Origin of the sequence: Pedobacter gandavensis, assembly GCF_032677645.1 — a bacterium.
GTDB classification, from domain to species: Bacteria; Bacteroidota; Bacteroidia; order Sphingobacteriales; family Sphingobacteriaceae; genus Pedobacter; species Pedobacter gandavensis_A.
Genome location: NZ_JAVTSB010000002.1, coordinates 372,594 through 399,074 on the forward strand (window position 1 = coordinate 372,594; position 26,481 = coordinate 399,074).

Consider the following 26,481-nt stretch of genomic DNA (forward strand, 5'->3'; position numbering starts at 1 on the left):
TTAGTTAATTATCTTAGTTATTTCATCAATAATTTGACCCCAAGAGTCTTTCTTACCTGAATCTTCATCTGAACGCTGATCTCTCACAGGCCCATAAGGTAAAATTTCCGCACATTTTTCAGCCCATAGATCTGGGCTATGACTGTTAATAAAGTCAACATTCCCGTAATTTGCTAATGTTTCATAAGCATATTTTTCATTAGCACAAATGATTCTTTTATTTAAAGATGCAGCCTCAATCAATGGCAATCCAAAAGTCTCTATTAGGCTAGGAAATACCACAATATCAGCATTTATATATTGTTCAACCATTTGTTCTTTATTTATGTATCCAAGAAGAAGAACTCTTTCACTCACCTTCTTATATTCTGAAAGTAATCCCAAATCTATAATATTATCTTCTGAAAGGGTGAATACTAAAAGTATCTTTTCATAGATTTTAAAATGGTTATTTTTTAAACTAGACAACATTTTAAAAAGTAGTCCATGGTTCTTGTAAACAAATGAGGTCGCTGGAAAAAATAAACGATACTGACCATCATCAATTAAATGATTGTTACCTAATTCTAAAGATTTTACTGTCGGTGGAATTACTGTGATTTTTTCAGGTTCAACAGAGAAATTACGGGCAAAATCCTTTTTTATCCAATTAGCCTGAACAATAAATTTTGTGTTTTTATTAATAAGCGCTCTAATAAATAACGGATACACCCAGGTGTAAAACCACAATGTCCTCTCTGACTTTTTAAACAGATTCCATTTATAGGGTAATAAACAAAAAGTATTATGAAAATAAATCAATTGGGTACAATTAGATGGATATCTTACCCCCGTATTTTGAAAGGAAATAATTAAATCAGGTTTCAAATTATTTCTTTTTAAAAAGCTCTTAAAACCAACATAATCCCATTGAATCCTTTGGAGATTACTTTTCTTTCCTAAGTTGATAAACTTAATATTGGCAGAAGAGCTAACTTTAAAATCCACGGAGGTAAAGAAAATGAAATCATACTCATTGCAAATACTGGTATCAATTATGGCACCAATAAATTCATTAATTATAGTTAAAGCACCTCCACTAGAAGCGGCGGTTGAATTAATTATAATGCATTTTTTTTTAGACATAGTAGTTGAAAACTGTTATTAAAAGACTTGAATCTTAATAAAGATATTATTCGGCCAAACTTCATTAAAAAACTCATCCATGACATTGATTATATACACTATTATTTAATCATTAAATAAATTAGCTTCGAGTGAACCTTAATAGATAAAAGTAAAATAGTATTGTTTGAATCCTACCGCGCCTACTTATTCTATTTTTTGCACAAAAAATTAAAGATTTCAATCCGCCCTTATTAACATTATCAATATATCCCTTCAATAAATTTTGATTTTCATAAGACATCTCTAACTTGAACCTTTCGTAAAGAGACGTAAACATACGCAATCTGTTTTTTATAGAATTAATTTCCGTCTGGCTAAAAAGTCGCTTAATTCTATTACTAAGGAAAGCATCCACATATGATCCTGAAACGTTATGCTTATGTTGTCTATATAGTATTAATGGCTCATCGATATACAAAAATCGAGCCTCATTCAGTATTGCCGTTAAAGTTATCCAATAGTCATGATTTTCAGCTGTTAACGGAATAGGTAAAGAATTACGTAATAGATGTTTGTTAATCATAACCGTACATCCGTAAACATAATTTTGGCTTAAAAGAAGTTTTAAATTCGGTTCACTAGAATAATCCGGCACATCAAGAGACAATGGCATGTTTTCATCATCAATCATTTTATAAGTCCCATAGACCATTAGGTTTACATTTGACCCATATTGCACTTCCAGGCTTTTAATAGCTGCAAGTGATTTTTCGATTTTATTTGGCTCCCAGATATCATCCTGGTCACAAAACATTACATAATTAGCTGTGAATCTAACACTTTCCATAAGCTTACCAAAGCTTTGGCAACTTCTTAAATTACCATAACAATCTTTTTCAAGAAAAATACGATCATCTAACTGCTGGTAATGATTAATTAGTTGTTCAGTTTCATCAATTGATCCATCATCCCTTATGATCAATATCCAATTCTCATGTGTCTGTCTCAACAGGCTGTCTAACTGATCAATAATGAATTTTGACCCATTATAGGTACTCAATAAGATGTGAACCTTTAAGTTATTTTCCATATACATATTACGTTAAAGAATTCTTCTTATAGCAACAAAAATTGATAAACCCAATTGGAATAAAAATCGTCCACATGTGATCAAAGGCAATTATGTAAGGATTCGATGCATTTCCCAATAAGAAACAGAAGCACCCAATCAAAGAAGGTATAATAAAAATAAATTTGGAATTTTCCCTGATTAGCATTATACCTTTGTAAAAGATCCAAAATAAAAGCCCAAAGTAAAATAGCAACCCAACTATTCCTGTCTGAAAAAGCAATGTGAGATAGCTTAATTCATAAACCCAAGGAGTCGCCTCGCTTCGGTTTACATATTCAGAAGCAGAACCCAATCCGGAACCAAGAATAGGGTAGTCTTTCCAACTCTGGATTAATCCTACAGATTGTTCTGCTCTTGCTATAGATCCTTCATCTTGCGATTTTTCACTAAAATCAAATCCATTTATGAATAAATCAACAAGAGGATCCAAGTTTAAAATCTCATACTTGATAAGGATTATTCCTGCTACAAAACATATTATAATAAAGCCAACAAAAAGCTTAATTAATTTGGCTTTAACAGTTTTTGAAAGGTTGACTCTTGCCAGATAAAGAAAAATATAAATAAGAACTGGTGTTATCAATAAGTTGAGTATTAGCGCCCTTCTCGCAGTAATAATAATTGCTGGGATACCCAACACTAATGCCAAAACAATGAAAGTAGGATTTATCCGATGCTTCTTAAATATTTGCAATAAAAGATACGACACTAAGAATGGTATTAAAAATAATAAGGAGGTCGTTGAAGGAAGAAATAACTGAATAGAAGCATCATACTTACCCACCACAGGTTTGACTAATGAAAAAAAACTTGATGGAATAGGTAAAACGCCCAAATAGCTTAATGCACCTCCGACAAGATACAGGCTAATCAATAAGGCCCCTAGAATCATAGTTTTGTGAAGTAATTCAATAACTTCCTCAGAATTAATAAAGGGCATTACTAAAAAATATAATATTGGCCACAATATATTAACTGGCATAGACCTAATAATCAGATCAATTCTATTATAGGGCATAAACATCGCCCAAATTGAAAAAAAAATCCCAAATCCAATAAAACTCAAAAACCAAATTAAGACTGGTTTTGCTAACTGTATCCGTTTTATGATTAAAATATTAATAATAGATATAGTTACTAATAAACTAATTATAGAGATCTTAATTACATTAAGTTCAAAAGGCGCCGCCAGCATTAATAAAAATAGCAGCGCACCAGAATACTGTAAAAGCTTTCTGGAAATCTTATTAGTCGTCTGATTATTTACAATTTCACTCATTAATCTATTTAACTAATATTAGTTTTTTATATAGTCTTTTATATTCCTTTTAACGGTTTTAAAATCATTAAATACAATTAGAGCCGCACACTTCAAAGCAGAAAAAGGAAAGTGTCTAAAATACAAAGACTTTAAGTTGACTAACTTCAACTTTTGATATAGCTTTAAAAAATCATTATCAACTTCCAAGTATAATTCTAGAATAGCATCATAATTTATAACTATAGACGGAATTTTTAGCGTACATGAATTATGAGGTTGATTACAATTTTCCCAAAGTGTATTATTAAATTCCTGAATTGAAGGAATGCTCCCTGAATATAATTCAATATTCTCATCTCTATATGTACTAGACTTAATGAGTTGATCTACTTCATCTAGAAATGCACATTCATCCATTATTGAGCCGGCCCTATCTCGGTCTATTGATAAAAAATCTTCAATTAGATTAAAAGTAAGGTCTTCACTTGTGTAACTTACAATTGCTTTCTTGTTAACTACAGCTAATTGAGTCATCAATCCTCCAATAAAAGGATAGGTATTAATAAATATATCTATATGCTTAAAAACTTGATCTATATCATTTCGTTCTCCCAATAAAATAAAACGGTCTTTAAAGTTATTGTCTTCTATAAATTTACGAATAGGCTCATCAATCCCCCAACCAGCTAGAAGAAAAATGAAATTTTCATTCCTATCAAGAATACTCTTTATGAGATCCAAAAATTTACCGTTTCTTCCATAGATTTTATAAAAAGACGACCCAGAGAAACCTATAATCTTATCCTTAAGATCTATTGGAAATCCCTTAAATGGCACATCGTTCTGAATAGGATAGTAGGCTTGCAATAACAGCTTATCTTTTGGGATATTTCTGGCATCGTGCGATAGGTTGTATCCATATGATCGAAACTCCAAGATAAAATCAGAGCATGATTTCCCTAGCCAGAAAGCATGATCTGTTAAGTTTATTAGGAATCTGTCAACGTTGGTGAAACTGTTCCAAACACAAATACCTATCAGGTCCCAAGGAGCGATGTGTAACAATGCTTTGCTTGGTCTAAATTCAGCGATTTCTAACTGAGCCTGCCGCATTTTGTTAAAAACATCATCCTCAGTTAACACGACAACCTTAGCTTTAGGATAAGAAGCAAGTTCATCTCTTATTTCCTTACTAAAGTTTGTGCCGTCTTGTAAAAGGTAAAGAAATTCAACATCCCAACTAATCAACGCTCTAATATACTGTTGAGTTAATACCTTCGTATTTCCAAAATAATCATAAAAGACGTATCTATCTTTAATCGGAATAAATTCAGGCTTAGATAGTGTCTTCTCACTTATCTGCATCAATAAAGATTCCAATTTATCATCTGTATATATAAAATTAAAATTATACGCAATCTTTACGCAAGTTTCTATATAGACCAATGCATTTTTTAAATCATTATTTCTCACTAAAACTGCCGCTTTCTCAGCAAATTTATTGTAATCGTTTAATAAAACTGCTTTGTTGATTTTTTTCATTAATAATGATTGAATTAGAACAACTCTAACTTAATATTTTAGCTTTTATTTTTGATAAAATGAAGGCTTTTATTCCTATTCTTTTGTTTAGTTCTGAATAAGAATAGTACAGGGAAATCGCTAAAACTAATGATCCTGCCAAATATCCAAATAAATTCGAAAAGAACATTGTGATTAAAAATACAGATCCTAGTAAAAGGATTGAAATTAGAAATATGTATTTGAATTTTTTTTCAAGATTAAAGCCATATAAGCGCGAAGCTAAAATATTGACGGCAATCAAGTAAATAATATAGCTAATTAGAATTGATATTGCTATTCCGGTTAATCCACCGAGTTTGTATCCTGAAATATTACAAATAAGAATAAGTAAACTACCAGTAATTCCTTCAAAAAGGAAGAATGTTTTCTTGTCTCCTTTTGCAAAGGAAATATATCCCAAGGCGAAGGAAGCCGCCTTAAATAGCAACGCGAAAGCAACCCAAGTCACGAATCCTGTAATCACTAAAAATTCTTTAGATAAAAGAACTTTGATCAGAATCGGCGCAGTTAGAATCATGATAATTAGTAGTGGTGCTATTATTAATACAACTATTTCTGCCTGTTGATTTACTATTTCATTTACCTTTTTACGATCATTGCATACTGCAGAGAGCCTTGGAAAATAATCAACGGCCATTGCAGTAAATATTACACTTACATATTGATTAGTGATACTAATCCCTGCACCATACAGTCCAACTTCTGCAATAGAACCATATTTCCCAATATAGGCGTTCACTAGATATGTGACTGCAGACCCAATTAATGTAGAAAGCATCATAGCAATTCCAAGTTTAGCCATTTCGGATCCTTGCTTAAAAGTATCCTGCCGATTTAAAGCTAAAACATCAAATTTGAGCTTACTAGAAAAATATTGACTTACCGAAAATGTAATCAATGCTGCAACTACCAACGCAGGAATGATACCGTTTTCGCCATAAAAATAATAAAAGGGAACGGAAAAGATCAACCCAGCTACTGAACCTATAAGTGATGCTTTGGCCATATCTTTTAAGCGCTGCATTCCTTGTAAAACAGTAATATTTGAGCTATTTAAAATATTTAAAACAACTACTATAGATAACCAAACGAACCCCCAAGTATAACTATTATTTCCAAAAGTGAACTCACTAATCCAATATGAGCTCCCAATAATAATTACGGCACCCAAAATAGCACAATAATACATTAAATGTCTAAATACCTTAACAGTTCTATTAAGCTCATCCTTATCCCCACTGATGTTAGCTTGGGATATATCACGTACAGCACTAAAATTAAGTCCTAAACTTGCGAATTGCACTATAACTGTAATGACGGAATTAATCAAAGTATTAATTCCCATACCTGCTGTCCCAAGTAAAACAGCGACGAGCTTCCCCCTTATAATTGAGGTTAATATCTGAATTACCTGGACCCCTCCAAATAGAGTTGTAGTTTTTACGATTTGTCTATAGGAGGTTTTTGCTTCTTCCATATTTTTACCTCTTTAAAAGAAACTGATGCACCTGTATCAGTTTACAGTAACTTTTGAACGATATATAGCTTTTGCTTTGCAACTTTAATTTAAAGAGACTTAACTGATCATTACATTCTATTGAATTAAATTCAGTTCTATGCGCATTAAAAACTTCTTTTATCTTTTGTTGTGCTTCTATTGCAACTGATCGAGTTAATAATTTTCTGTTTTTATTAAGGATGAGTTGTATACGGATTAAATCATGTAAGATAGATTTATAGACTTTTAATACTTCAACTTTTGGAAAACCGTTACCGTTTAAAAAGTCCACCAGTTTTTTATTTGTATCGATATAATCCAATAATTTAATGCTCCATTTTTGAGTTATAGCATTTGGATTGTTTTGCCTATAAAAGAAAATACCGTTACTAAAGACTACCTTCTTGCTGTTAAAGAAAAGCATACGTGTTGTATATTCATCACTGTTCAATCCATAATCAAAGAAACCCAAATTACGAACTGTTTGCATGCTCCAAAGTACAAACCCATGTATTTTCCAATCAAGGGAAAGTATAAAGGCTTCTTTTCCAGTTAAAATGTTCTGACTTTCAGATATTATCTCATTTGTTTTGTTCTTCAGATCCAGATCCACATAATAATAAACCAAGTTCGGAATAACTGCATCAGCATTGAGTTCACAAGCCTTGTTATAACTTTTCTCTAGCAAATCTTTACTATAAAGATCATCTTGTGAAGAGTACATAAAGTAGCGCCCTGAAGCAAACTTCAGTCCATAGTTTATAGCTTTGGCTGCGTTACCTCCATTTGGTTTAGTATAGACTTTTATCCTGGAATCAATTGTAGCGAAATGTTCTAATATTGATAAACTATCATCTGTTGAACTATCATTAACACATACGACTTCAAAATCTAAAAATTCTTGAGCTAAAAGAGACATCAATGTCTGTTCTAAATATCCAGCTCCATTAAATACTGGTATAACAACTGAAATTGCGACAGATTTGGGACTCGTTATCAAAACCCGTTGATTATTTGTATAATTTTATCTATATCATTCTCATTCATCACTGAACTGATAGGTAAGCTCAAGACTTCTTTATGTATTTTTTCTGAAATTGGAAGCTCTAATGAACTATACTCAGCATACGCCTCTTGTTTGTGAGGAGGGATAGGATAATGAATAACGGTATGTATTCCATTATCATGAAGATATTTTTGGAGGCCTTCACGGTCATTAGTTCTTATTACGAATAAATGCCAGACATGTGCATCTTGATGATTAATAATTGGAAGAGTTAATTTGGAGTTTTTGATTTCGGAGATGTAACGGTTTGCGACCCCTCTTCTTTTCTCTGTTTCCTGATCTAAAGTTAGTAGTTTCACCCCTAATAAAGCCGCTTGCAATTCATCCAGACGACTGTTAATCCCTTTAAATTTATTCTCATATTTAACATGTGATCCATAATTAAGCAAAGCCCTTATTATCTGTGCCAATTCGTCGTCATTCGTTGTTATTGCTCCTCCATCGCCTAATGCACCTAAATTCTTACCTGGATAGAAACTAAAACCACCTGCATCGCCAAGATTACCAGCCTTATTCCCACTTTCAGACATCGCCCCATGAGCCTGAGCACAGTCTTCTATAACCTTCAAATTATATTTATTGGCAATTCTGGTTATCTCTTTCATATCACACAATTGACCATAAAGATGAACCGGTAAAATTGCGACCGTTTTAGAGGTAATATGACCTTCAATTAAACTAGGGTTAATATTATAGGTATCCAAATTAGGTTCAACCAGTACAGGAACTAAGTTATTAGCTGAAATAGCCAAAACACTTGCGATATATGTATTAGCAGGGACCAATATTTCATCCCCATCTTTAAATAAACCAAGTTCTTTGTATGCACGAATAATAAGAATCAATGCATCTAGACCATTAGCAACTCCTATAGCATGCTTAGTACCGCAATAAGAAGCAAAATTTGCTTCAAACTCATTTAGCTCGTTCCCCATAATATACCAGCCAGAATCAAGAACTCTAGCGAAAGCTTCTTTCAATGCCTCCTTATATTGTTGGTTAACGGCATATAAATCTAAAAATTTAATCATTCGTGAATTTCATTATTTGTATAAAAATATTTTTTTCCCGACTTAGGATCTAAAAGATCTAAGTTTAAAAGTATGCCTTTCCTGGTTATAAAACCGGTATGTTTTGCTGGGTTTCCATACCAAATTGTGTAAGGAGGGACATTTTTTGTCAATACACTTCCAGCACCTAAAAAGGCATATTCTCCTACAACAATACCTGCTAATAATGTTGAATTTGCTCCTATTGTCGCCCCAGTTTTGACAGTGATTTTTTTAAGTTCCCAACTTTCAGACTTCGAACGAGGTACAAGATCATTAGTAAATGTAACATTTGGCCCAATAAAGACATTATCTTCAATTGTAACACCATCCCAAATTTGTACTCCTGGTTTGATTGTCACGTTGTTCCCAATTAAAACATCATTTTCTATAAAGACATTACAATTTATATTGCAATTATTACCAATTCTTGCCTCTTTTAGGACAACACAAAATTGCCAAATATTCGTTCCTTCTCCTATTCTAGAGGATTGCACATCGGCTAAATGATGAATTCTATTCTCCATTTGAATAATTTAAAAAAGTTTGGTAATCTCTTATATAATCCATTTCCGAGTATGTCTCAGAGGCAAGCACTAAAAGAACAGCACCAGAAGAGAAATTGATCAATTCTCTCCAAATTCCAGGGGTAATTAGTAGTCCAAAATTTGGTCTATTCAATGTCACTGTCTTTTTATTTTTACCATCTTCTATAACCACGTCAAAACTGCCACTGGCTGCAACAATTAGTTGACGTAATTCATAATGGGCATGTCCTCCTCTTGTTTCTCCCCCAGGAACATCATATAAATAATATACCCTCTTTATCTCAAAAGGTATTTCGATATTATTATGAATTGGGGTAATATTACCTGCCCGATTATGAATTTTCGGAAGTTCAATAACATTACAGTTATATACAGAGTTTTTAATCATGACATATCTCCAAAAATTCGTTATAATCTCTTACATAATCAGTATCGGTATAATCCTCAGAGGCTACTGTAAAAGCAAAAGCATTAGTGGAAAAATTCTCCATGCTTCTCCAAATTCCATTAGGAATATATAAGCCATAGTACGAGCGATTTAAAGAAAATGTCTTTTTCAAGTAACCATCATCGACCACAACATCAAAACTACCTGACAACGCTATGATAAACTCTCGGTTTATCTTATAGCTATGCCCCCCACGTATCTCGCCACCAGGCACATCATAAATCCAATAACTTCGACGTATTTTAAAAGGCACGTGGCTATGCTCCTCCAGGAACGAAAGATTCCCCCTATCGTCTAATATTTTAGGTAATTCAATAACCTCAACATCTTCTATTTTCATTGCAAAATCTCCTTGAAATTTTTTCTTATCAACAATACAAGCGCAACCAAAAATCCAGCGCCTATTCCTCCTAAAATCATCCCCTTCAGTTTTCCTAGTTTATCTTGTTCTAATGGTAGAATAGGTGTGTCAATGATTTGAATTAATGGGGTTTCCTTTCTTAAGGAAACCTTAGATATCTCAAGATTTTTAACCAATTCGGTTAAGATACTTTGATTTGCTTGTACATCGACCTGTTTACGCTGGGAAGGTACCCGCAAAATCTGTCTTGAAGGATTCGCATTTGGGTTAGCATCCATAGATATGGCAACACCAGAGATCGCTCCATTTAACGCTCTCCTTACTGAATCTGTTTGATGCTGCAGAATTAACACATTCTGAGCAGACTTTTTAGTCTTTGTAATAACATAAAAATCGGACACTTCTTTAACCAAAATTTCAGTAAAAAACTTCGAAAACTTCTCGTTTTCAGACTTTACATTTACAAGTATAATACTTAAGTCTTTATCCTTTTTAGAAACAGTTAAATTATTCTTTAGGATCGCGCTACTAAAAACTCCAAGAAGACTATCTTGCTTTAATGAAAATTTTGTTCTATCAGAATGCGGTAAAAATTGAACATCCTTTAACCAGGGCTTGGAGCTCCATTCATCTCGAAATCCATTAAATGAAATATATAATTCAGCTAATGTTTGTACTTTATCATTGACGTTTATTGCAGTTAATAGTGTCTTTTCTACCATTGATCTTGATTTCATCAATTCTAGTAAATTACCGCCCGAAAATGCCCCACCACCGCTACCAACATCAAAACCAAACTGGCTTGCCAAGCCTAATGCCCCTCCTAAACCACCACCACTTTTCTCATCTTCTAAAGCAAAACTCAATCCGGCTTTATAAACTGTTTTCTTAAAATAAGCATTAGCAAAACCAAGTATTCCGCCTATTATCCCTGCAAACACAATTATTCTCCATTTAGAGAGTAAATACTTCCACCATTCTTTTACCTTCAAAATTAATTCACGAAGAGTAAGCTCTTCATCTTCTCCACCTTTAGAAGAAGAGGTGCTCGTATTTTTGATGTTAGTATCAGTATTCAATTTTATAATTCTTTAAGGTTCATTCATTCTCTACTAAAAGAGAAATTATAATCTGGTTAAATATTAATCTTATGTTCCAAAACTTCAGTTCTTACTATCTAAGTAATGATACGATAATTGCTCCCATAGAAGCAATAGCAGTTCCTAAACCAATCCAGCTCTGTGCTGTCATTCTTTCTCTCTCTGCCTTCTTAGGTACCATAATTTCTGCTCCGGGCTTCACCTTCGGATAGTTATTAAAAAACAAGAACTTCCTTGCTGCCTCAACAGATCCATTGGCATATTTAATATAAGCACCTTTCTTGTGAGCATAAGCCGTATATCCACCCGCACCATTGATATATTGCTTAAAGTTTTTACTTGGCAAATACACAATCCCATTCGGGTTAAGCACTTCCCCGGTCACTTTAACAATTTGCAATTGTCTTGGTACCCGTACAATATCTCCATCCTCAACAATCAAATCATATCTGGATTGGGGTTTTTTCAAAATTTGAGTTAAATCAATTCCCACCAAATCCGATTGAATCAGTTTTTCCTCCACCTCAGCTTTAGCTGTATCTTTTGTACCGACTTCCTGCGCACGTTTCAAGCTTAAAAACTTCTTATCGTCTTCTTCCTTATTGTTAATGGCGTTCTTGTCATTAGGATTCGCCTTTTCTGCACCTGGTCTTTTTAAGGAAGCACCATCAGGATAAGCAGTTTGCGTTAAACCACCAGCTCTTTTGATCACATCAGAAATCCTTTCATTTTTCTGCATGATGGTATAAGTTCCAGGATACAGCACTTCACCTTCTACCTTTACTTGTTTTTGAATCTGATAGCCTTCTGCACTACGAATTGAAACCACATCAAATGGTTTCAAGACAAAATCTGTATCTACAATCTTAAGATTTGGATCAACGCTCACGTTAAAGACCTCAGCCGTTAAAGCGGAGGCTGACATGGCATCACTATTTTTTATTCTTCTGGAAATTTCAATACGATTAGGAGTTGCTCCTTCTTTAAAACCACCAGCCATTTGAATCACATCTTCTAACCTCATGTTATCCGCATAATCAAATATCCCCGGCGCTCTTACTTCACCCTGAATACTCACTTTATACTCATCACGAAGGTCAAAAATCGAAGAAATTGTTACTTTGTCTTCACGGAACAAAAGCACATCAGCTTCCGTACCATTTAGCACCTTATTCAAATCAAAAGAGATTAAGGCCAGACTATTATCCGGATTTAACCTTGAAATATATCCTCTATTTAAAAAGGCATCTTCTCTGATTCCATCCGCTTTAGAGATCAAACCTTTTAAGGTTAAACCTTTATCCAATTCATATTGTCCAGGACGAAATATCGCACCTGCAATCTCCACTCTGTTCTCAAAACGATCCAGAATACTTTCTACAATGTATTTATCGCCATTTAACGGGCCATAAGTAGCAAATTTCTCAGCAGACACATCAGAAATTTTGCGTTCTTTATTTGTATTTTGTAATACTTTGACCTGAGCAGTATATGCTTTATCAGAGAAACCACCGGCAAACCTGATTACGTCTTCCAGGCTTTCATTGCTCAACACCTCAAAAAGAGCCGGACGTTTCACTTCTCCTGACATCTCCACGCGACTTTGATACACCGGAATGTTAATCACATCCTGATCTTGTAATCGGATATTGTTTTTCTGAATGCCGTTTAACAGGAAATCATAAACATCAATCGTAGAAACCACTTTGTTTCCTCTGATCACCTGAATTTTACGGAAGGAACCATTTGCGTTTGGGCCACCAGATGCATTTAATGCATTGAATACCGTTGATAAAGAAGATAGTGTATAAGATCCTGGCTTAACGATCTCACCTAGAATGGTGATTTTAATGCTTCGGATATTTCCAAGGTTAATCGAAAGGGCTGTTCTACCGCTTTTTAAAGCTGGGTAAGTGCCCGACATTTTTGCTTTTACCTTGGAGATTGCCTGCTCGATAGAAAGACCTCCAACTGCAACAGGGCCTACAAATTGTAGGGTAATAATTCCTTCCGGATTTACTTTCAGCTTATAACTAGCTTCATTATCACCACTTAAATCGATTAGTAATTCATCATCAGGACCGATCACATAACTTTTTGGGGTAGCCATTCTTAGATTTGGCTCAAAAGAAATGTTGCTGTTTGCAAACAACTCTGCCCCAAATATTTTTGGTTTAAATTCTGAAAATATATCGGCTTGTTTTTTACTGGTTGGCGTTTTAGTATTCTTGGTGATTTTATTGGTTGTAGTATCCGACTGTCTATCCGTTGAGACATCCATTCCTGGTTTAACCGCCACATCACCTGTAGTTTTTCTGATCTTGTCTACGCGATCGCGAAGCTTTTGAACTTCCCCGGGCTTCATCCCCTGAGCTGCTGCCATTTGCTCTAGCTGCGCATCGCTGTAACCAACAGATTCAGCGCGTTGAATCATTTGTTTAATCTGCGCATCCGTCAGGTCATCGACCTTAGTATCTGCATAATTAGCTTGTGAATAAGCACTTTGTGCAATCAGCACTGCAACAAAAAAAAGAACAGCTGTAATGGTATTTTTAAAGTTCATATAGTAAAATTTGTGGCCCCCGTTCTGATCAATCAGAACTTTTACTAAGGAGCGGAAGCCGCCCCCTTTTATAATCTATTGTACTATTTTATATATTATTCAAAATAATTTAAAGTCTTATAACCGCCTTGTTTCAGGTACTCATCTTTCTTCATCAAATGAAGGTCCGAATGTACCATATCCTTAACCAAGGCCGGTAAATCATATTTTGGTATCCAACCCAACTGCGTATTTGCCTTTGTAGGATCTCCCAGTAACAAATCAACTTCTGTTGGTCTGAAGTATTTTTCGTCCACCTGAACAACAACCGTACCCGGTTTTAAGAACTCTTCATTTAATCCTAATTTTTGTATAAGTTCCTGGTCAACATCGATAATCACACCGCGTTCATATTGATCTTTTCCGCTAAACTCAACCTCAATTCCCAATTCTGCGAAACTCATTCTCACGAAGTCACGAACAGTAGTAGTTACCCCGGTTGCGATCACATAATCTTCCGGTTTTTCCTGTTGAAGGATCAACCACATGGCCTCTACATAATCTTTAGCATGACCCCAGTCTCTCTGCGCAGATAAATTACCCAGATATAAACAGGTCTGTAAGCCTAAACCGATCTTACAAGCGGCACGTGTGATTTTACGCGTTACGAAAGTTTCCCCTCTTACCGGACTCTCATGGTTAAACAAGATCCCATTACAAGCGTACATATTATAAGCCTCTCTGTAGTTCACTGTGATCCAGTAACCGTACATTTTAGCCACAGCATACGGAGAACGCGGGTAGAATGGCGTAGTTTCACTTTGTGGAACCGCCTGTACCAATCCGTATAATTCTGAGGTCGAAGCCTGATAAATTTTAGTTTTTTCTACAAGACCCAGAATTCTGATGGCCTCCAATAATCTCAGTGGACCAATCCCATCGGCATTAGCAGTATATTCTGGTGTTTCAAAGCTCACTTTAACATGGCTCATTGCCGCAAGATTGTAAATTTCGTCCGGCTGCGTTTCCTGAATAATCCTGATCAGGTTGGTAGAATCTGTTAAATCGCCATAGTGCAATTTGAAGTTCAGATTTTTTTCATGCTGATCCTGATACAAATGATCTATACGCTCTGTATTAAACGAAGAAGAACGTCTTTTCAACCCATGCACAAAATATCCCTTTTTCAGTAAAAACTCGGCAAGATATGCTCCATCTTGTCCTGTGACGCCTGTTATTAATGCAACTTTCATTTATTATTCTATCGTATAGGTGTAAGAAGCAAATATATAGGATTTTATTTGAATTGTTGGAAATTCATGACAATTGGAATTGCAAAAAACACGGTCTAAACCACACTTCATTCGATATCAGAATTTTGTTGTCGGATAAAAAATGAAGAATTCGGAGAAAACAGCAAAAAGTTTTGAAAACACAGGCAAAATTTTTGTGTTTTTAGAGAGAGAGGGTGTTTTTAAGAACGGGAAGGCTGGAGAAAAGCGTGGTTTCTAGCCTGGTTTAGAAAGCGCTTTGACAACAAGAGCTGATTCACAAGATTAGGAACACTCTGCACTGACGTATTGTTAAATGAAGATTCAACTACTCGAAAAATTCCGAATAGTAAACTTTCTATACCCATGGCGCCCCCCCAAGCGCCATGGGTACAAAATCAATTAAGACACCATCCCTAAATACTGGCTATTAGAGTTCGAATTTTTAACACCCTTTACCTTAACACCTACGGTAAATACATATACATGCACCCAATGCCCGACCAAATCGCCCAGCAGAAACTCAGCCTCCTGACGATTAACAGGAGTAAGGTTAGGTGTATAAAAAACTTTATGCTGATTATCGTCATAAAGAACCAATGAGATCACATTGTACTTCCCAAGAATGTTATCACACTTATCCCAGGTTAAGCGAAAAAGACCGCCGCCTTTATCTTCCATTTGTAAATTACCCAATCGGGCTGCATACCCTTCACTCAACTTAAGATCAACCACATTTAGCAAAATCTCTTTATTGTATCCGATAATCATTCTAGGAAGATTGACCGCGAGCGCTTTCGTTTTAGGGGTCAAACCAGACGCCTGGTTTTTAAACCCTACATCCAACACTTTCGAAAAGGGCTTTAAAAAAGTCTTTAAGACTTCAAATTTTTCCCGTTGAATTCGTTGACCTTCCGTTAAAGGCTTCTTCGGAGCCAAAGGATCCGGTACGTCCCTGACCAGGGATTTATCATTTTTACCCTGATCTACAGTTGAGCCAACATCTCCTGATAGATGACCACAAATTGATTTAATTACAATTGCCATATTTTATAAAATTTAAAAGATAAATAAATACCCAACCCACAAACCAACACCCATAACATCCAATCCAACTTTGACTCCCTAACCAGCAACTTTTCCTCCGCTGCGTACTTCTCACTACTCATTTCCGCGCCCAGCTTTGCACGATATCCCGTCCCTTTTACCTGAACCTTTTCTGCCTCCCCAAAAAAACCTGTCCCCGGCGAATAACTAAACTCCCCTTTCGGCCAGATCAGCACTTCCTCCTGATAACTACTGGAATCACTATAAAAGCGAAGCACCGTAGCTTCCGACGCTACCTCTTTCGAACTTTTTGCCGTATTTTTAAAAAGACCGCAACCGGTTATACCCGCTAAAAGCAGCAACCATAAACGCTTCACAGTGTCCTCCTCCCATTGCTAACCCAATCTGCGATCTTATAAACCGTTTTCCGGTGCCTCCGCTTCCGGTATACCCCATCACCTTCCCTACTCCCCGTAATATTGGTATTGCCTTCTAACGACACCAACCAATCGCCATCTTGTTTTTCAATCATGCCGACATGCGCGATCCGTTTTTTCTCCCGAAAGTAAATCCCGATCAGGTTTCCAGGTAAGGCAACGCTAACCAACCGGGAAACAGGAAATAAATCCGGCGACCAGCCTGATCTGGGTTTTACAAAACCTGCTTCGGCAAAAACCCAGCTGATATAGGCGGCACACCAGGGCTCCGCCGTCTTTAAGCCAACACTGGCTAAAAATTCAGCAACCCGTTTACCGTCATTCCGACCGGTTTTCTCCCTCAATCCCAACTCGCCCTGCGCAATTTTGACCAGCAACAATCGATATTTGACAACCTCAGCTTTGGACAAAGCCTCTACTGCTGGTTTTAGCACAATGCGATCAGGCAACCCGTAGCTGCCAACAAGAGCAATCCAAAGGAGGCCAGAAATAAACGAACTTGCTGCCATAATAAAAGGGTGTTAAACTGTAAAACCATCAATGAAATAGCGGGTAGCCCTATGGCCATCCAGGCCTGATTTAAAATCCACCAGGCTAAGCCCGTGAGTAGTAAAAAGCTGATGATACTGAGTAAAACCAGCAGCCAAATGCTTTGATCTATAGTTCCGGTCGTGTCGTCCATCCCCCGAAGCACGATTGGACCGAAAGTCCATAAGAACATTAACAGCATAAAAATCCCCGCAGGCTCTTCCCATCGGAAGGCCGGTAGCTTTAATTTTTTCGTATTCATGATTTCTATTTAGATAAATTAAGAGATGAAAGAACCCCGGCAGGGCCTCATAAACACTGCCGGGAGATCTTTGTGATTAAATCAAAATGGTGACTACACCGAGGTAAGCCGTAGGAGAAACCTCCTTATTCTTTACCGAAGAGAAAAACAGCCAGCAATGCACCTGATCGCCAACAAAAGAACCCGGAACATATAGGGTCACAGGGCTATCTCCCCTGGTTAATCCATCTGCCGATTTTACGGACTTATGTTTGTCCGAATTGTAAAGCAGTATATGCACCTTATCTGTGGCATCTGTCACCTTTCCAGGCTTCGTATCCATTACCCAGGTTAACTCAAGCGTTTGCTCCGGAAGCACCTGAACACTTAATTTCGTACCCAGACCCAGATTTCCGTCTCTGCTGAAACTGATATTGGGATAATCCAATACGTAATCCGGATAGGCACCAGTGATATAATTATTCAACACTTGTTTCGTGAAGATATTGGCTGGCGTCACATTCCCAGGCATCCCCCTGAATCCGACATTAATCATGTCAGCAGCATGTCCTGCTAAAGTGGTTCCCAGTCCAAATCTTGACCGCTGATCCTTCTGCAGGATGGAGGCCGGTTTACTTGATTTCGCCGGACGATTTTTTACAACATTAACATCTTTCCATCTTGCGGCAACTACATCGCCAACTCTACCATTGAATGGTCCAAAAACTCCAGGTTTATACGTTCCCATAACTTTAAATTTTAAAAGGTTTAATTATTCTGTTTATTCAAATCAATTGTATACCGGTACTTTGGATTTGTTGAACGAATGTAAAGCGGCAAAAAGTAACGTCCTAATTTACAAGGCAAAACTGCCGGAGATTGCCGGAACTTGCCGCTCAACTGCCGGAATCTGCCGCTCAACGATTCGCCCTCATGCTGGAACTCAGCGTTCTTTATTCACCCGGTTAAACACATCCGACTTCAAATAGTAACAGGTTCGTCCCTTTATTTTAAAGCGTAGATCCCCACCTTTACGCCAGCTATAAAGGGTACGTTCGCTCCTTTTAAAAATCTTCATGACATCATGCGTACTTAGCCAAACCTCTTCCTCCACAACCGGCAATGCAGCGGGTTCCAGTTTCAATAAAACATCCAGCTGCTTCTCCTGTACTTTTAACAGCTCCCTGATTAGATGTAACAGCGAATTAAACGCCTTCATTACCAGGTTACCCTTCCGGTATACACGCTATTGGAAATGGTCTTTCTATCGTTAGAAATGAAGGCGATATACGTTTCTGCAACTACGCCATGCAGGATATCGAAAATGGGCAGCAGATCGGTTCCCTGATCTCTGGTTGCACCGGCAGTCTTATAGGCCGCCCTTTTTAAAGTCGGGAAATAAGCCACCAGCATCACCTGATCCGACCAATGTGTGCCCGTCAGGCCCTTTTGCGAGCCCCAGCTAAAATTAAAACCCTTTTCCACTACCGATATCACTACTTTTTTAGGCAGGGGCATGGAGCCATAACTGAGCAATACCTTTGGGAAATCTATTTTGATCTTCGGATAATTACCTGTTGAAGCATGCTTCCAATGATAACGGAAGGCCTGATTAATCGGATGCTGCTTAATTCGACGGGCATCTGCTTCATACCCGACGAGGATGAATTCCTTAAGTGTCAGTAAAAATTTAGAAGTCACTTTAGTCCGCAGACGAATCGCTTTCTGGAGATCCGTAGCTGGTTTATCCGATTTTCCAATCGAACGGGTGACCAGCTTTCCATTCAACATATAAGTCACTGTTTTGCCAACCTTACCGTGGTGACGGCCATTTTTGATAGTTCCCATAATTAAAAAGTATTTAGTTTATAAATGATAATTCGTTTGGTAATAGGCATGGATACTAGTCGGGAAGCGCGTTTATTCTAGTTACGGTTGCCTAAACTATAGGAAAGGGTCTGGATAATTAAACCCACATCAAACTATGAACAACCTATGATGAACCCTTTCCATACTCTATCTGAAGATGCCACTCTTCCCGACCACAACCCGACTACTTCCCCTTATCTTCCGTCCAACATGGCCCGGATCATTTTCATGAAAAATTCTATAGCAGTCCAGTCCCTGATAAACAAGCTAAATCTAAAGCCGTCAATTGGCTCATCTGGTTCAAAAGCGAAATTTTCTTCTTCCAAAAACAACCGGTTTTCCATGAAATTGGCGACCAGGGAGCCACTGATTGGCGTTTTAAATTTTAAAAACCCAAAAGTTCCGGAATCGGCAAAGGTCAGTGTCGCTAGTCCAGACAGGTAATTAACAACCATCATGTTCCATTTATAGGCCGCTGAAACACAGCATTGATTTCCTTTTTTCACCTGAATCCTCAATTTTGAACTCGATAAAGCGAGCAAAGCCGCTTTTTCTGCCGACTGATTCCAGGTGTTGATCACCATTTTTGCCCTTTCCTTAAGCGCCACTATAAAATCTTCGGGACCTGCCACCATACAGACCCGGTGTGAAACAGGGGTTACTTTGCTGTAAGGAGCGATGTAAATCACCTTTCCACTTTCCAGAGAAATGGGTAGCGGCGCATTTTTTTTATGGAGAAACTCGTAATCCTCATCCAATACCAGGATACAAAATCCATATTTTTCGGCTAATTCGACCATCTTCCTCCACCTTAAACGAGTCATGCTGACCGGAATAGGAAAATCAGGAGCCGGCCTCAGGAATACCACTTTCACCTTTCCGGACAGACAAATATCTTCCAGCTTTTCTGCCGACATCCCCTGTTCATCTGTCCCGGTAAAGGCCAGATTTAAGCCCAGTTGTGCCGCAGTCTCTACCAGCTCAAAATCATCTATAGAGGTCATCACCATCAAATCTTCCGGCTCCGTGATCATTTTTAATACTTTATGAACGGCCCTCCCATTTGGAATGGCGCAAAACTGCCGCTCATGGTTAACGAGCTTTCTGTTTCGGAGGATCCCCAACATATCTTTAGCAAAACAAGCGCGCCTGAAAGCCATTGCTGAAGGGAAATTCCCGGGCATTTTATTCTGATTGGAATTAAAGCCCGTCGATGGCCCTGTGGGATAGGTGCTGCCCAGCGTCAGAATATTCAGTCCCTGATGTTCCCCGGCCCCTGAACGTCGGACTGGCTTCTCCTGAAATGAAAACTGCGCAGAAGCGGCGACCTTAATGGCCGGATTTTTTTCCTGGCGTGAATACATAAATGTACCCTGCCGACCCCTTGAATAAAGGATCTCTTCCCGTGTAATCCAATACCGGTAAGCACCTGCTACCAGGTGTCGCTGAACGCCCAGATCCTTAGCCAGGATCCTCACTGAGGGCATCATATAGTGATCCGGATGATTACCGCGGTTATACGCTTCAGCAATCAACTCAATCAATTGTTGTTCAGTGTCTTTACCAACAGCAGAAGATTTTAAATTACGGCTTGAATTCCAACTGATAAGAAAATGATATCTTTTCATAAAAATTAATATTCCTCAAACGACATATCTGAGTAATACAAATAGTCACCTATAATTATCAAATTCCTAATTAAAAATACTGTCTGTAGAAATGAGGCGCAACTGTCTGTAAAAAACACCAATTTATTAGATTAAATATTATTTAAACACAAGAAAAACAACACCTTAACACTAATAAGTAATATTCAAACATTTAAAGGAAATAAAACTGGTTTTTCTAAATTAAAATGTAGAGTTTAGTCCAGATCATAGCAGATTGAATTTTAAAACATGCGCATTAGGCATAAAGATGATGCGGTAACCTACTGGTTTTCTGGAATTCATCGCAAATCATCAGATCTATTTACTAAAATCATTAAACGAAATATTTTGACCTTTAATTATTGTTTTAATTAATTATTTGAGCGATATTCGATAGACAAGATTGAAGAAGATATGGAGCTCAATGATCCCAGGCAAAGCAATAAGTATGATAAGATATTTAAGGAAAATATGGATGCGAATCTGGAGGGAATAGTCGCACAGGTATTGAGTATGAAAATCACCCGCAGCGAGGAAATCGCTGATGATTTACAACAGACCAAAGAAAGAAAACCAGACCTGTTAAAAAAGGTGCAGGATGAAAATGGTCAGGTGTTTATTTTACACATCGAGTATCAGCGGCAAAATGATCAGAATATGGCATACCGGATGGCGGATTACTGTATTATGCTGCATAAGAAATATAAGCTGCCGGTGAGTCAGCATATGATTTACCTGGGGAAAGAGAAACTAAACATGCCTACGCATATTGATACGGCAAACCTGAAGTTCTCTTATGATGCAAAAGCGATTAGTACGATTGATTATAAGCTGTTCCTGTATGATGAAGGGATTGAAATGAAGCTCTTGACGATCCTGGCCGATTTATCGGCAGTAGAGCCGAAAGTGGTGTTAACGGAGCTGGTTATGGAGATTAAAAGAATAGCAGTAGAAGAACTTGCCTATGGCAAATATATTAACCAATTAAAAGTCTTTGCCCAATTAAGGGACTTAGAACAAACACTAAAAGAAGTTATGGACGAAGTAGAGAATTTTTATGTGAAAGAAAAAGATCCCTTTTTTATGGGAGGAAAAAGGGAAAATAACCTGGAAAATGCACGTAAAATGAAAGAGTTAGGTATATCTATTCATTTAATCATTCAAACAACTGGTTTAACGAAGAAAGAAATCCAGCGTTTAAAATAATAGCGTAAACACATCAATTAAGGGACCTGGGACCAATAATAGAAGAAGTTATGGACGAAATAGAGAATTTTTTTACAAAAGAAAAAGATCCCTTTTATATGGGAGGAAAAAGGGAAGGCAAAAGGGAAGAAAAGTTAGAAACAGCGTTAAACATGAAAAAATTGGGTATATCAATTCTTTTAATAGCTAAAGCAACCGGTTTAACCAAAGAACAAATCATGAACATCGATCTCGCAAAAAAACCTTAACCACTTTAACCCTTTTTTTTCCGCTTCCGAAGCCAGATTAAGAATCCGCTAACCGGTAAAGTCGCACATATAAAGCTGGCAAAAAACGCAAGCGCTTGCGTTGGCCAGCCATATATCCGTCCGGTATGAATCGCCTCATTAGAATTACGCCATTTCATGGCCGTTTTTTTATCCTGGTGAAGCATCTTGTCGAATATTGCGCCCGAATTATGGTCAATAGAAAAGTAGCTCATACCCAACCAGGCATCGCCGCTATCGCGCATCACCACATAGCCGGAAGCAGATTTTTCTGTTTCTGTGGGAATACTGATGCCAATGGTTTCAAAATTCCCTTTCGCCTGATCGCGAAGGGCAAGCAATGCCTCATCCAATGCAATACCATGTAATGGTGATATCGCAGGTACAGGCTGGACATTCGCCAGGAGTACCCTCGTGTTTCCACCCAATACTTTCAGCATTCCGGATTCCCACCATTTGAAGGACCAGCTGAGTCCGGTGATCACGATCAGTAAAGCAAAAGGCCATACATATATCCCCAGAACAGTATGTAACTGGTGATTTACCTTTTTAAACTTACCGGCAAAGTCGATTTTCAGTTTCTTACCGAAGTTCCTGAACTTCTTAGGCAGCCAGATGATCAATCCGGTGATCAACATCAGCAAAAACAGCAATACGGTGATACCGGTGACCAGGCTACCGATTGCCTTTTTCAGCAACAGATATCTGTGCAGTTGCAACACGACATTGAAAAACTCATATTTCATGTTGACTTGTCCCAGCACCGCTCCGGTATATGGATTTACATATACCTTGCTGAAATACTTGACCTGATCAAAATACGTGATCCCTTTAGCCTTTTTATTGGCTTCCTGCGCGATGAACACATAACTTTTATCCGCCGCAGCTGCGATCTCAATTTTAGTAATTCTATTTCCTTCGGGCAAAACCTGTGCTGCTTTTTCAGCGAGTACCGATAAAGGCAAAGGAATCCTGGTTTCTGCTTTTACCTCGACCAGGTCTTTATGAAAAAGATCAAACAGCTCCTCATTGAACACATTGATACAACCGGTAATCGAAATCACAACAATCAGGGAACCGATCAGCAGACCGCCCCATAAATGTAAAAAAGCAGCGAAAGGTTTAAAACGCATACGCCATGCTCAGGTTAAAACGTGCGCCATTCGCTTTGATATAAGAATCTGTGCGTACTTTTCCTTGCGACAACACCGGGTAATAGTCTGCATTCAGCAAATTATCGATACCCAATTTTACCGTCACTTTAGGGGTAAAATGGTAGGCAGTATATAAATTGAAGAAATTAAAGGAGTTCACCGGACCTTCGCCTAAGGCATAGTTCCCTTTAGCATCTGGCTTAAACTCTTTTCTCGAACCCGAATAGATCCAGAATAAACTCAGATCCCAGGCCTTCACAGGAGAATAGCTCAGGCTACTGGTAAACTTATCAGGGCCAATTCTGGTGGTTGGCAAAGCCAGTTTCTTACCATTCACTTCCTTTGTACCCGTCATATGTGAAAATCCGAAAGACATAGAAAGGTTAGGCAGGAACGTATAGTTTGCGGTCGCCTCGAAACCAGATACACGCTCTGGTGCTCTTTCTGGAACTGCCACTCCATTTACATCTTTTAAGCTCGATCCCAAATCCGACGTACTCACATAATAAGCACCCGTCACATTTAAACGCTCCCAGGTACTGCTAAAACCGACTTCATAATTGTTGGTGATAATGGCTTTCGTTTCGATTTTGCTCACATCATCTACCGCACTCAGACGTAGCGTTCTACCCAGATCGTACAGAGAAAAACTTTGAGAAAAGCTCACAAAAGGATTAAACAAACTCCATTTACTATATCTTAATCCAGCATTGTACACCAAAGTATGGTAACTTAAATCGGCACCTTTAACCGCTACCCCACCGGCATAATTTCCAAAAGGGATGGTGGTATAATCGGGAACACCGAGTTGAATGTTTTCATAACGGGCACCGGCTTTAAAGACCAGATTCTCGAATAAGAAAGTCCGCAGTTGCGCGTATGGCGCATAATTTTTCATATTCATTTCCGGAACAAACTCCCTACCGTCGGTCAGGTTTTGTTTGGTCACATCGTTTAACATATCTAAACCGTAGGTTACGTCCCCTTTTAGCTGATCCAGCAGATGGTATTGCGTATTAAAATTAAACCTTAATCCCTTTTTCTTAGAGGCGATTGCAGAGTTCCCTGCTGGTTTATAGAAATCAGAATACTCGAAGATAGAGTAGAAATCCTGCATATACAGGTTCACATTCAGGGAAGTCCCCTTAAAAATCTCCTGATTGGTATACTGAATATAGGCGTTATGGTTGTATGGGGTGCCTTGTTTGTCGCCGATTGGAGTACCTGGTTTTCCGGTAATCGGGCGAACACCATAAATCCCCGCAGAATCCACATAACTGCTGTTTTGCAGGGTATGGTAGTAATTATACATCACTTCGATGCGGCTCTTTTGGTTGAGGCTATACCCTAATTTGGCATATAAATTCTTGCTGCTGGTCTCACTTAGCGACTGAAAAGGGGAAACGACTTTTCCATCTGCATCTTTATTGACACCTGTTTTTTCATAAGTACCGCTCAATACGTAATCCAGCTGATTTACTTTTCCGGTAAACAACTGCGAGAAACGCGAGCCTAAGGAATGCTTCGGACTAACCAGGGAACCCATTGCAGATACTTCCGTCAGGGAGCTGATTTTTTTGCTGGTATCGGCCTTTTTGGTAATGTAATTGATGATCCCACCATCGGCACCATTGCCATAAATAGCGGTAGAACCTTCGATTACCTCAATTTTATCGATCACAAAAGGGTCGATACTTCTGAAATCACGCTCGCCATTTCTCAGGGGCGTAGATTGTGGAATCCCGTCAATCATCACCAATGCATTTCTGCCACGCAAGGTTTGCCCTTTGTTCACCACCGTATTGGTTCCAAGAGTTAATGCCGGGATGTTATAGGTTAAAATCTGGTTCAGGTCGGTAGAAATACCCCTTTGCATCTCGATCTGTTTCGAGTTTAAAATGCGTACCGAGGAAGGCACATCTTTTAGCGTTTCCGCATTTCTGGAAGCGGTAACGGTCACCTCATTCAGGTCGCCAGCCGCAGTTAACAGCCTGAAATTAACGGTTAGTGCTGCTGTTCCTTTTAATAACACCGTTTTAGAAACCGGTTGATAGCCGACAGCGGAGGCTGTTAACACATAATTTCCGCTATCTAAATCCTTAAACGTATAAAAACCAGTCAGGTTTGTCTGACTGGTTTTATTATAATTTTCTGATAAGGCTCCGGGCGCAGCTTTTTTGGCTGTCTCCAGGGTATTCCCTTTCAGGCTGATTACGATATTAGCAAGTGGACTTCCTTTTTTGTCCGTCACCTGACCTGTAATTACACTTTGAGCAAAAACACCCATTGGCAAAACCAATAAGCTTAGTAGCAAAAATCTTTTTATCATCCCCTGCACCCTATTTGAATTTAATCTAAATAAAGCGCAAAAGTAGTAAAATTAATTTTTATTTATTGCTCCCCAGGTGAAAGCTTAATCCTATAGAGATCGGATTTAGTAGAAACTCTGATTTATTGGTCCTGGTAAAGGTTCTGTAATTGCTCGCATCTTCAGTAACTCCTTCTTGTCGTTCATAAGAATAGAAGAAATCAAGGCTACTTTCCACAAAGAGTGTGAACTGCGGCGTCGGATGAACTTTAATACCAATTACCGGAGAAAGAATAAATCCATTTTTTGAAGTTTCCATTTTCACAGGAGGTAAACCCATCCCGGCAGCCAGTTGCGCTTTTAAGACATTGGCATTTTCAGAAATTCCTACAAAACGATTGGAGCGGTATCCCAGATCGGCACCTATATAAGGTTGCACTCTTGCGAAGTTCATGTTTTTCTCAAAACCTACTTTAAACGTATAATCTGTCACATTGCCTTTCACAATATCACAAGTATTACAATTGTTATAAAAAGTTTTCGATTGTTTGACGTAACTTCCACCTAAGCGGTAATTGATCTGGTTGTCATTAAACTTCACCATAATTCCGGAAAAGTAGGTATTGATATACCGAACCGGCTCTGTTTCATTAAACAGCTTCGGCATTTGCATTGATCCATAGCCCCTCAGGGTAATGGAATAGTTGTAATCTGAGTTCATCTGAGAGAAAGCAGTCCCCCCGGACAATAACAGCATAAGAACGAGTAATTGTTTTTTCATTAATTTTCCCCCACGGATTTTAATTGAG

General features: G+C 37.8%; 26 protein-coding genes. 2 read left to right on the forward strand and 24 right to left on the reverse strand.

All coding sequences use genetic code 11. The features are described from left to right. The 21 genes from R2Q66_RS05005 to R2Q66_RS05105 form a co-directional block, all read right to left on the reverse strand. The gene (locus tag R2Q66_RS05005; RefSeq protein ID WP_316746902.1) at window positions 1-1,125 is read right to left on the reverse strand and encodes a glycosyltransferase; all 1,125 of its coding nucleotides are present in this window, start codon (window positions 1,123-1,125) and stop codon (window positions 1-3) included. 121 nt (window positions 1,126-1,246) lie between these two features. Further along, the gene (locus R2Q66_RS05010; RefSeq protein ID WP_316746903.1) at window positions 1,247-2,197 is read right to left on the reverse strand and encodes a glycosyltransferase; all 951 of its coding nucleotides are present in this window, start codon (window positions 2,195-2,197) and stop codon (window positions 1,247-1,249) included. Between the two features lie 7 nt (window positions 2,198-2,204). Further along, window positions 2,205-3,518, reverse strand: coding sequence for an O-antigen ligase family protein (locus R2Q66_RS05015; protein ID WP_316746904.1), 1,314 nt, complete (start codon window positions 3,516-3,518; stop codon window positions 2,205-2,207). Between the two features lie 18 nt (window positions 3,519-3,536). After that, the gene (locus R2Q66_RS05020) at window positions 3,537-5,042 is read right to left on the reverse strand and encodes a glycosyltransferase family 4 protein (protein WP_316746905.1); all 1,506 of its coding nucleotides are present in this window, start codon (window positions 5,040-5,042) and stop codon (window positions 3,537-3,539) included. A gap of 25 nt (window positions 5,043-5,067) precedes the next feature. After that, the gene (locus tag R2Q66_RS05025; RefSeq protein WP_316746906.1) at window positions 5,068-6,561 is read right to left on the reverse strand and encodes an O-antigen translocase; all 1,494 of its coding nucleotides are present in this window, start codon (window positions 6,559-6,561) and stop codon (window positions 5,068-5,070) included. Between the two features lie 4 nt (window positions 6,562-6,565). Beyond that, a complete protein-coding gene (locus R2Q66_RS05030) occupies window positions 6,566-7,582 on the reverse strand; it encodes a glycosyltransferase family 2 protein (RefSeq protein ID WP_316746907.1) in 1,017 nt (338 codons plus the stop codon). Then, window positions 7,579-8,679 (reverse strand): DegT/DnrJ/EryC1/StrS family aminotransferase, encoded by a 1,101-nt coding sequence (locus R2Q66_RS05035; protein ID WP_316746908.1) that lies wholly within the window; start codon window positions 8,677-8,679, stop codon window positions 7,579-7,581. Before R2Q66_RS05035 ends, R2Q66_RS05030 begins: the two co-directional genes overlap by 4 nt. Further along, window positions 8,676-9,224, reverse strand: coding sequence for an acyltransferase (locus R2Q66_RS05040; protein WP_316746909.1), 549 nt, complete (start codon window positions 9,222-9,224; stop codon window positions 8,676-8,678). The genes R2Q66_RS05035 and R2Q66_RS05040 overlap by 4 nt, the downstream gene beginning before the upstream one ends. Further along, the gene (locus R2Q66_RS05045; protein ID WP_316746910.1) at window positions 9,214-9,633 is read right to left on the reverse strand and encodes an FdtA/QdtA family cupin domain-containing protein; all 420 of its coding nucleotides are present in this window, start codon (window positions 9,631-9,633) and stop codon (window positions 9,214-9,216) included. Before R2Q66_RS05045 ends, R2Q66_RS05040 begins: the two co-directional genes overlap by 11 nt. Next, the gene (locus R2Q66_RS05050) at window positions 9,626-10,033 is read right to left on the reverse strand and encodes an FdtA/QdtA family cupin domain-containing protein (RefSeq protein WP_316746911.1); all 408 of its coding nucleotides are present in this window, start codon (window positions 10,031-10,033) and stop codon (window positions 9,626-9,628) included. The genes R2Q66_RS05045 and R2Q66_RS05050 overlap by 8 nt, the downstream gene beginning before the upstream one ends. Then, window positions 10,030-11,133, reverse strand: a complete 1,104-nt coding sequence (locus tag R2Q66_RS05055; RefSeq protein ID WP_316746912.1) for a lipopolysaccharide biosynthesis protein — start codon at window positions 11,131-11,133, stop codon at window positions 10,030-10,032. Before R2Q66_RS05055 ends, R2Q66_RS05050 begins: the two co-directional genes overlap by 4 nt. 94 nt (window positions 11,134-11,227) lie before the next feature. Further along, window positions 11,228-13,717: an SLBB domain-containing protein gene (locus R2Q66_RS05060; RefSeq protein ID WP_316746913.1), complete on the reverse strand. Its 2,490-nt coding sequence runs from the start codon at window positions 13,715-13,717 to the stop codon at window positions 11,228-11,230. A 95-nt stretch (window positions 13,718-13,812) separates the two neighbouring features. Next, entirely contained in the window at window positions 13,813-14,949 is a 1,137-nt protein-coding gene (gene gmd, locus R2Q66_RS05065) for a GDP-mannose 4,6-dehydratase (RefSeq protein WP_316746914.1), read from the reverse strand. Window positions 14,950-15,369: 420 nt separating this feature from the next. Beyond that, complete coding sequence (locus tag R2Q66_RS05070; protein WP_316746915.1) at window positions 15,370-16,014, reverse strand: DUF6266 family protein; 645 nt, start codon at window positions 16,012-16,014, stop codon at window positions 15,370-15,372. Further along, on the reverse strand, window positions 16,002-16,391 hold the full coding sequence (locus tag R2Q66_RS05075; protein ID WP_316746916.1) for a hypothetical protein: 390 nt from the start codon (window positions 16,389-16,391) through the stop codon (window positions 16,002-16,004). The genes R2Q66_RS05070 and R2Q66_RS05075 overlap by 13 nt, the downstream gene beginning before the upstream one ends. Then, window positions 16,388-16,960, reverse strand: coding sequence for a peptidoglycan-binding protein (locus tag R2Q66_RS05080; RefSeq protein ID WP_316746917.1), 573 nt, complete (start codon window positions 16,958-16,960; stop codon window positions 16,388-16,390). Before R2Q66_RS05080 ends, R2Q66_RS05075 begins: the two co-directional genes overlap by 4 nt. After that, window positions 16,879-17,241: a hypothetical protein gene (locus tag R2Q66_RS05085; protein WP_316746918.1), complete on the reverse strand. Its 363-nt coding sequence runs from the start codon at window positions 17,239-17,241 to the stop codon at window positions 16,879-16,881. The genes R2Q66_RS05080 and R2Q66_RS05085 overlap by 82 nt, the downstream gene beginning before the upstream one ends. Before the next feature lie 76 nt (window positions 17,242-17,317). Further along, entirely contained in the window at window positions 17,318-17,968 is a 651-nt protein-coding gene (locus tag R2Q66_RS05090; protein ID WP_316746919.1) for a DUF6266 family protein, read from the reverse strand. A 195-nt stretch (window positions 17,969-18,163) separates the two neighbouring features. Next, a complete protein-coding gene (locus tag R2Q66_RS05095; protein ID WP_316746920.1) occupies window positions 18,164-18,439 on the reverse strand; it encodes a helix-turn-helix domain-containing protein in 276 nt (91 codons plus the stop codon). After that, on the reverse strand, window positions 18,439-19,068 hold the full coding sequence (locus R2Q66_RS05100; protein WP_316746921.1) for a DUF6266 family protein: 630 nt from the start codon (window positions 19,066-19,068) through the stop codon (window positions 18,439-18,441). The genes R2Q66_RS05095 and R2Q66_RS05100 overlap by 1 nt, the downstream gene beginning before the upstream one ends. A gap of 215 nt (window positions 19,069-19,283) precedes the next feature. Next, the gene (locus R2Q66_RS05105) at window positions 19,284-20,717 is read right to left on the reverse strand and encodes a hypothetical protein (protein WP_316746923.1); all 1,434 of its coding nucleotides are present in this window, start codon (window positions 20,715-20,717) and stop codon (window positions 19,284-19,286) included. Between the two features lie 435 nt (window positions 20,718-21,152). Between R2Q66_RS05105 and R2Q66_RS05110 the strand changes: the two genes are divergently transcribed. Both R2Q66_RS05110 and R2Q66_RS05115 read left to right on the forward strand, forming a co-directional pair. Then, window positions 21,153-21,944, forward strand: coding sequence for a hypothetical protein (locus R2Q66_RS05110; protein ID WP_316746924.1), 792 nt, complete (start codon window positions 21,153-21,155; stop codon window positions 21,942-21,944). Window positions 21,945-21,994: 50 nt separating this feature from the next. Next, entirely contained in the window at window positions 21,995-22,192 is a 198-nt protein-coding gene (locus tag R2Q66_RS05115) for a hypothetical protein (RefSeq protein WP_316746925.1), read from the forward strand. A gap of 5 nt (window positions 22,193-22,197) precedes the next feature. Here R2Q66_RS05115 and R2Q66_RS05120 read toward each other — a convergent pair whose 3' ends face one another. The 3 genes from R2Q66_RS05120 to R2Q66_RS05130 are packed head-to-tail and all read right to left on the reverse strand — an operon-like array spanning window position 22,198 to window position 26,453. Further along, window positions 22,198-23,343, reverse strand: coding sequence for a PepSY-associated TM helix domain-containing protein (locus tag R2Q66_RS05120; RefSeq protein ID WP_316746926.1), 1,146 nt, complete (start codon window positions 23,341-23,343; stop codon window positions 22,198-22,200). Then, entirely contained in the window at window positions 23,333-25,693 is a 2,361-nt protein-coding gene (locus R2Q66_RS05125) for a TonB-dependent receptor (protein ID WP_316746927.1), read from the reverse strand. Before R2Q66_RS05125 ends, R2Q66_RS05120 begins: the two co-directional genes overlap by 11 nt. Window positions 25,694-25,751: 58 nt before the next feature. After that, window positions 25,752-26,453 (reverse strand): hypothetical protein, encoded by a 702-nt coding sequence (locus tag R2Q66_RS05130; protein WP_316746928.1) that lies wholly within the window; start codon window positions 26,451-26,453, stop codon window positions 25,752-25,754. Between the last annotated feature and the right edge of the window lie 28 nt (window positions 26,454-26,481).

Coding starts and splice junctions, on each gene's coding strand:
- R2Q66_RS05005 (WP_316746902.1), bottom strand. CDS start 1,125: ATGTCTAAAAAAAAATGCATTATAATTAATTCAACCGCCGCTTCTAGT.
- R2Q66_RS05010 (WP_316746903.1), bottom strand. CDS start 2,197: ATGGAAAATAACTTAAAGGTTCACATCTTATTGAGTACCTATAATGGG.
- R2Q66_RS05015 (WP_316746904.1), bottom strand. CDS start 3,518: ATGAGTGAAATTGTAAATAATCAGACGACTAATAAGATTTCCAGAAAG.
- R2Q66_RS05020 (WP_316746905.1), bottom strand. CDS start 5,042: ATGAAAAAAATCAACAAAGCAGTTTTATTAAACGATTACAATAAATTT.
- R2Q66_RS05025 (WP_316746906.1), bottom strand. CDS start 6,561: ATGGAAGAAGCAAAAACCTCCTATAGACAAATCGTAAAAACTACAACT.
- R2Q66_RS05035 (WP_316746908.1), bottom strand. CDS start 8,679: ATGATTAAATTTTTAGATTTATATGCCGTTAACCAACAATATAAGGAG.
- R2Q66_RS05040 (WP_316746909.1), bottom strand. CDS start 9,224: ATGGAGAATAGAATTCATCATTTAGCCGATGTGCAATCCTCTAGAATA.
- R2Q66_RS05045 (WP_316746910.1), bottom strand. CDS start 9,633: ATGATTAAAAACTCTGTATATAACTGTAATGTTATTGAACTTCCGAAA.
- R2Q66_RS05050 (WP_316746911.1), bottom strand. CDS start 10,033: ATGAAAATAGAAGATGTTGAGGTTATTGAATTACCTAAAATATTAGAC.
- R2Q66_RS05060 (WP_316746913.1), bottom strand. CDS start 13,717: ATGAACTTTAAAAATACCATTACAGCTGTTCTTTTTTTTGTTGCAGTG.
- gmd (WP_316746914.1), bottom strand. CDS start 14,949: ATGAAAGTTGCATTAATAACAGGCGTCACAGGACAAGATGGAGCATAT.
- R2Q66_RS05070 (WP_316746915.1), bottom strand. CDS start 16,014: ATGGCAATTGTAATTAAATCAATTTGTGGTCATCTATCAGGAGATGTT.
- R2Q66_RS05080 (WP_316746917.1), bottom strand. CDS start 16,960: ATGGCAGCAAGTTCGTTTATTTCTGGCCTCCTTTGGATTGCTCTTGTT.
- R2Q66_RS05085 (WP_316746918.1), bottom strand. CDS start 17,241: ATGAATACGAAAAAATTAAAGCTACCGGCCTTCCGATGGGAAGAGCCT.
- R2Q66_RS05090 (WP_316746919.1), bottom strand. CDS start 17,968: ATGGGAACGTATAAACCTGGAGTTTTTGGACCATTCAATGGTAGAGTT.
- R2Q66_RS05095 (WP_316746920.1), bottom strand. CDS start 18,439: ATGAAGGCGTTTAATTCGCTGTTACATCTAATCAGGGAGCTGTTAAAA.
- R2Q66_RS05100 (WP_316746921.1), bottom strand. CDS start 19,068: ATGGGAACTATCAAAAATGGCCGTCACCACGGTAAGGTTGGCAAAACA.
- R2Q66_RS05105 (WP_316746923.1), bottom strand. CDS start 20,717: ATGAAAAGATATCATTTTCTTATCAGTTGGAATTCAAGCCGTAATTTA.
- R2Q66_RS05110 (WP_316746924.1), top strand. CDS start 21,153: ATGGAGCTCAATGATCCCAGGCAAAGCAATAAGTATGATAAGATATTT.
- R2Q66_RS05115 (WP_316746925.1), top strand. CDS start 21,995: ATGGACGAAATAGAGAATTTTTTTACAAAAGAAAAAGATCCCTTTTAT.
- R2Q66_RS05120 (WP_316746926.1), bottom strand. CDS start 23,343: ATGCGTTTTAAACCTTTCGCTGCTTTTTTACATTTATGGGGCGGTCTG.
- R2Q66_RS05125 (WP_316746927.1), bottom strand. CDS start 25,693: ATGATAAAAAGATTTTTGCTACTAAGCTTATTGGTTTTGCCAATGGGT.
- R2Q66_RS05130 (WP_316746928.1), bottom strand. CDS start 26,453: ATGAAAAAACAATTACTCGTTCTTATGCTGTTATTGTCCGGGGGGACT.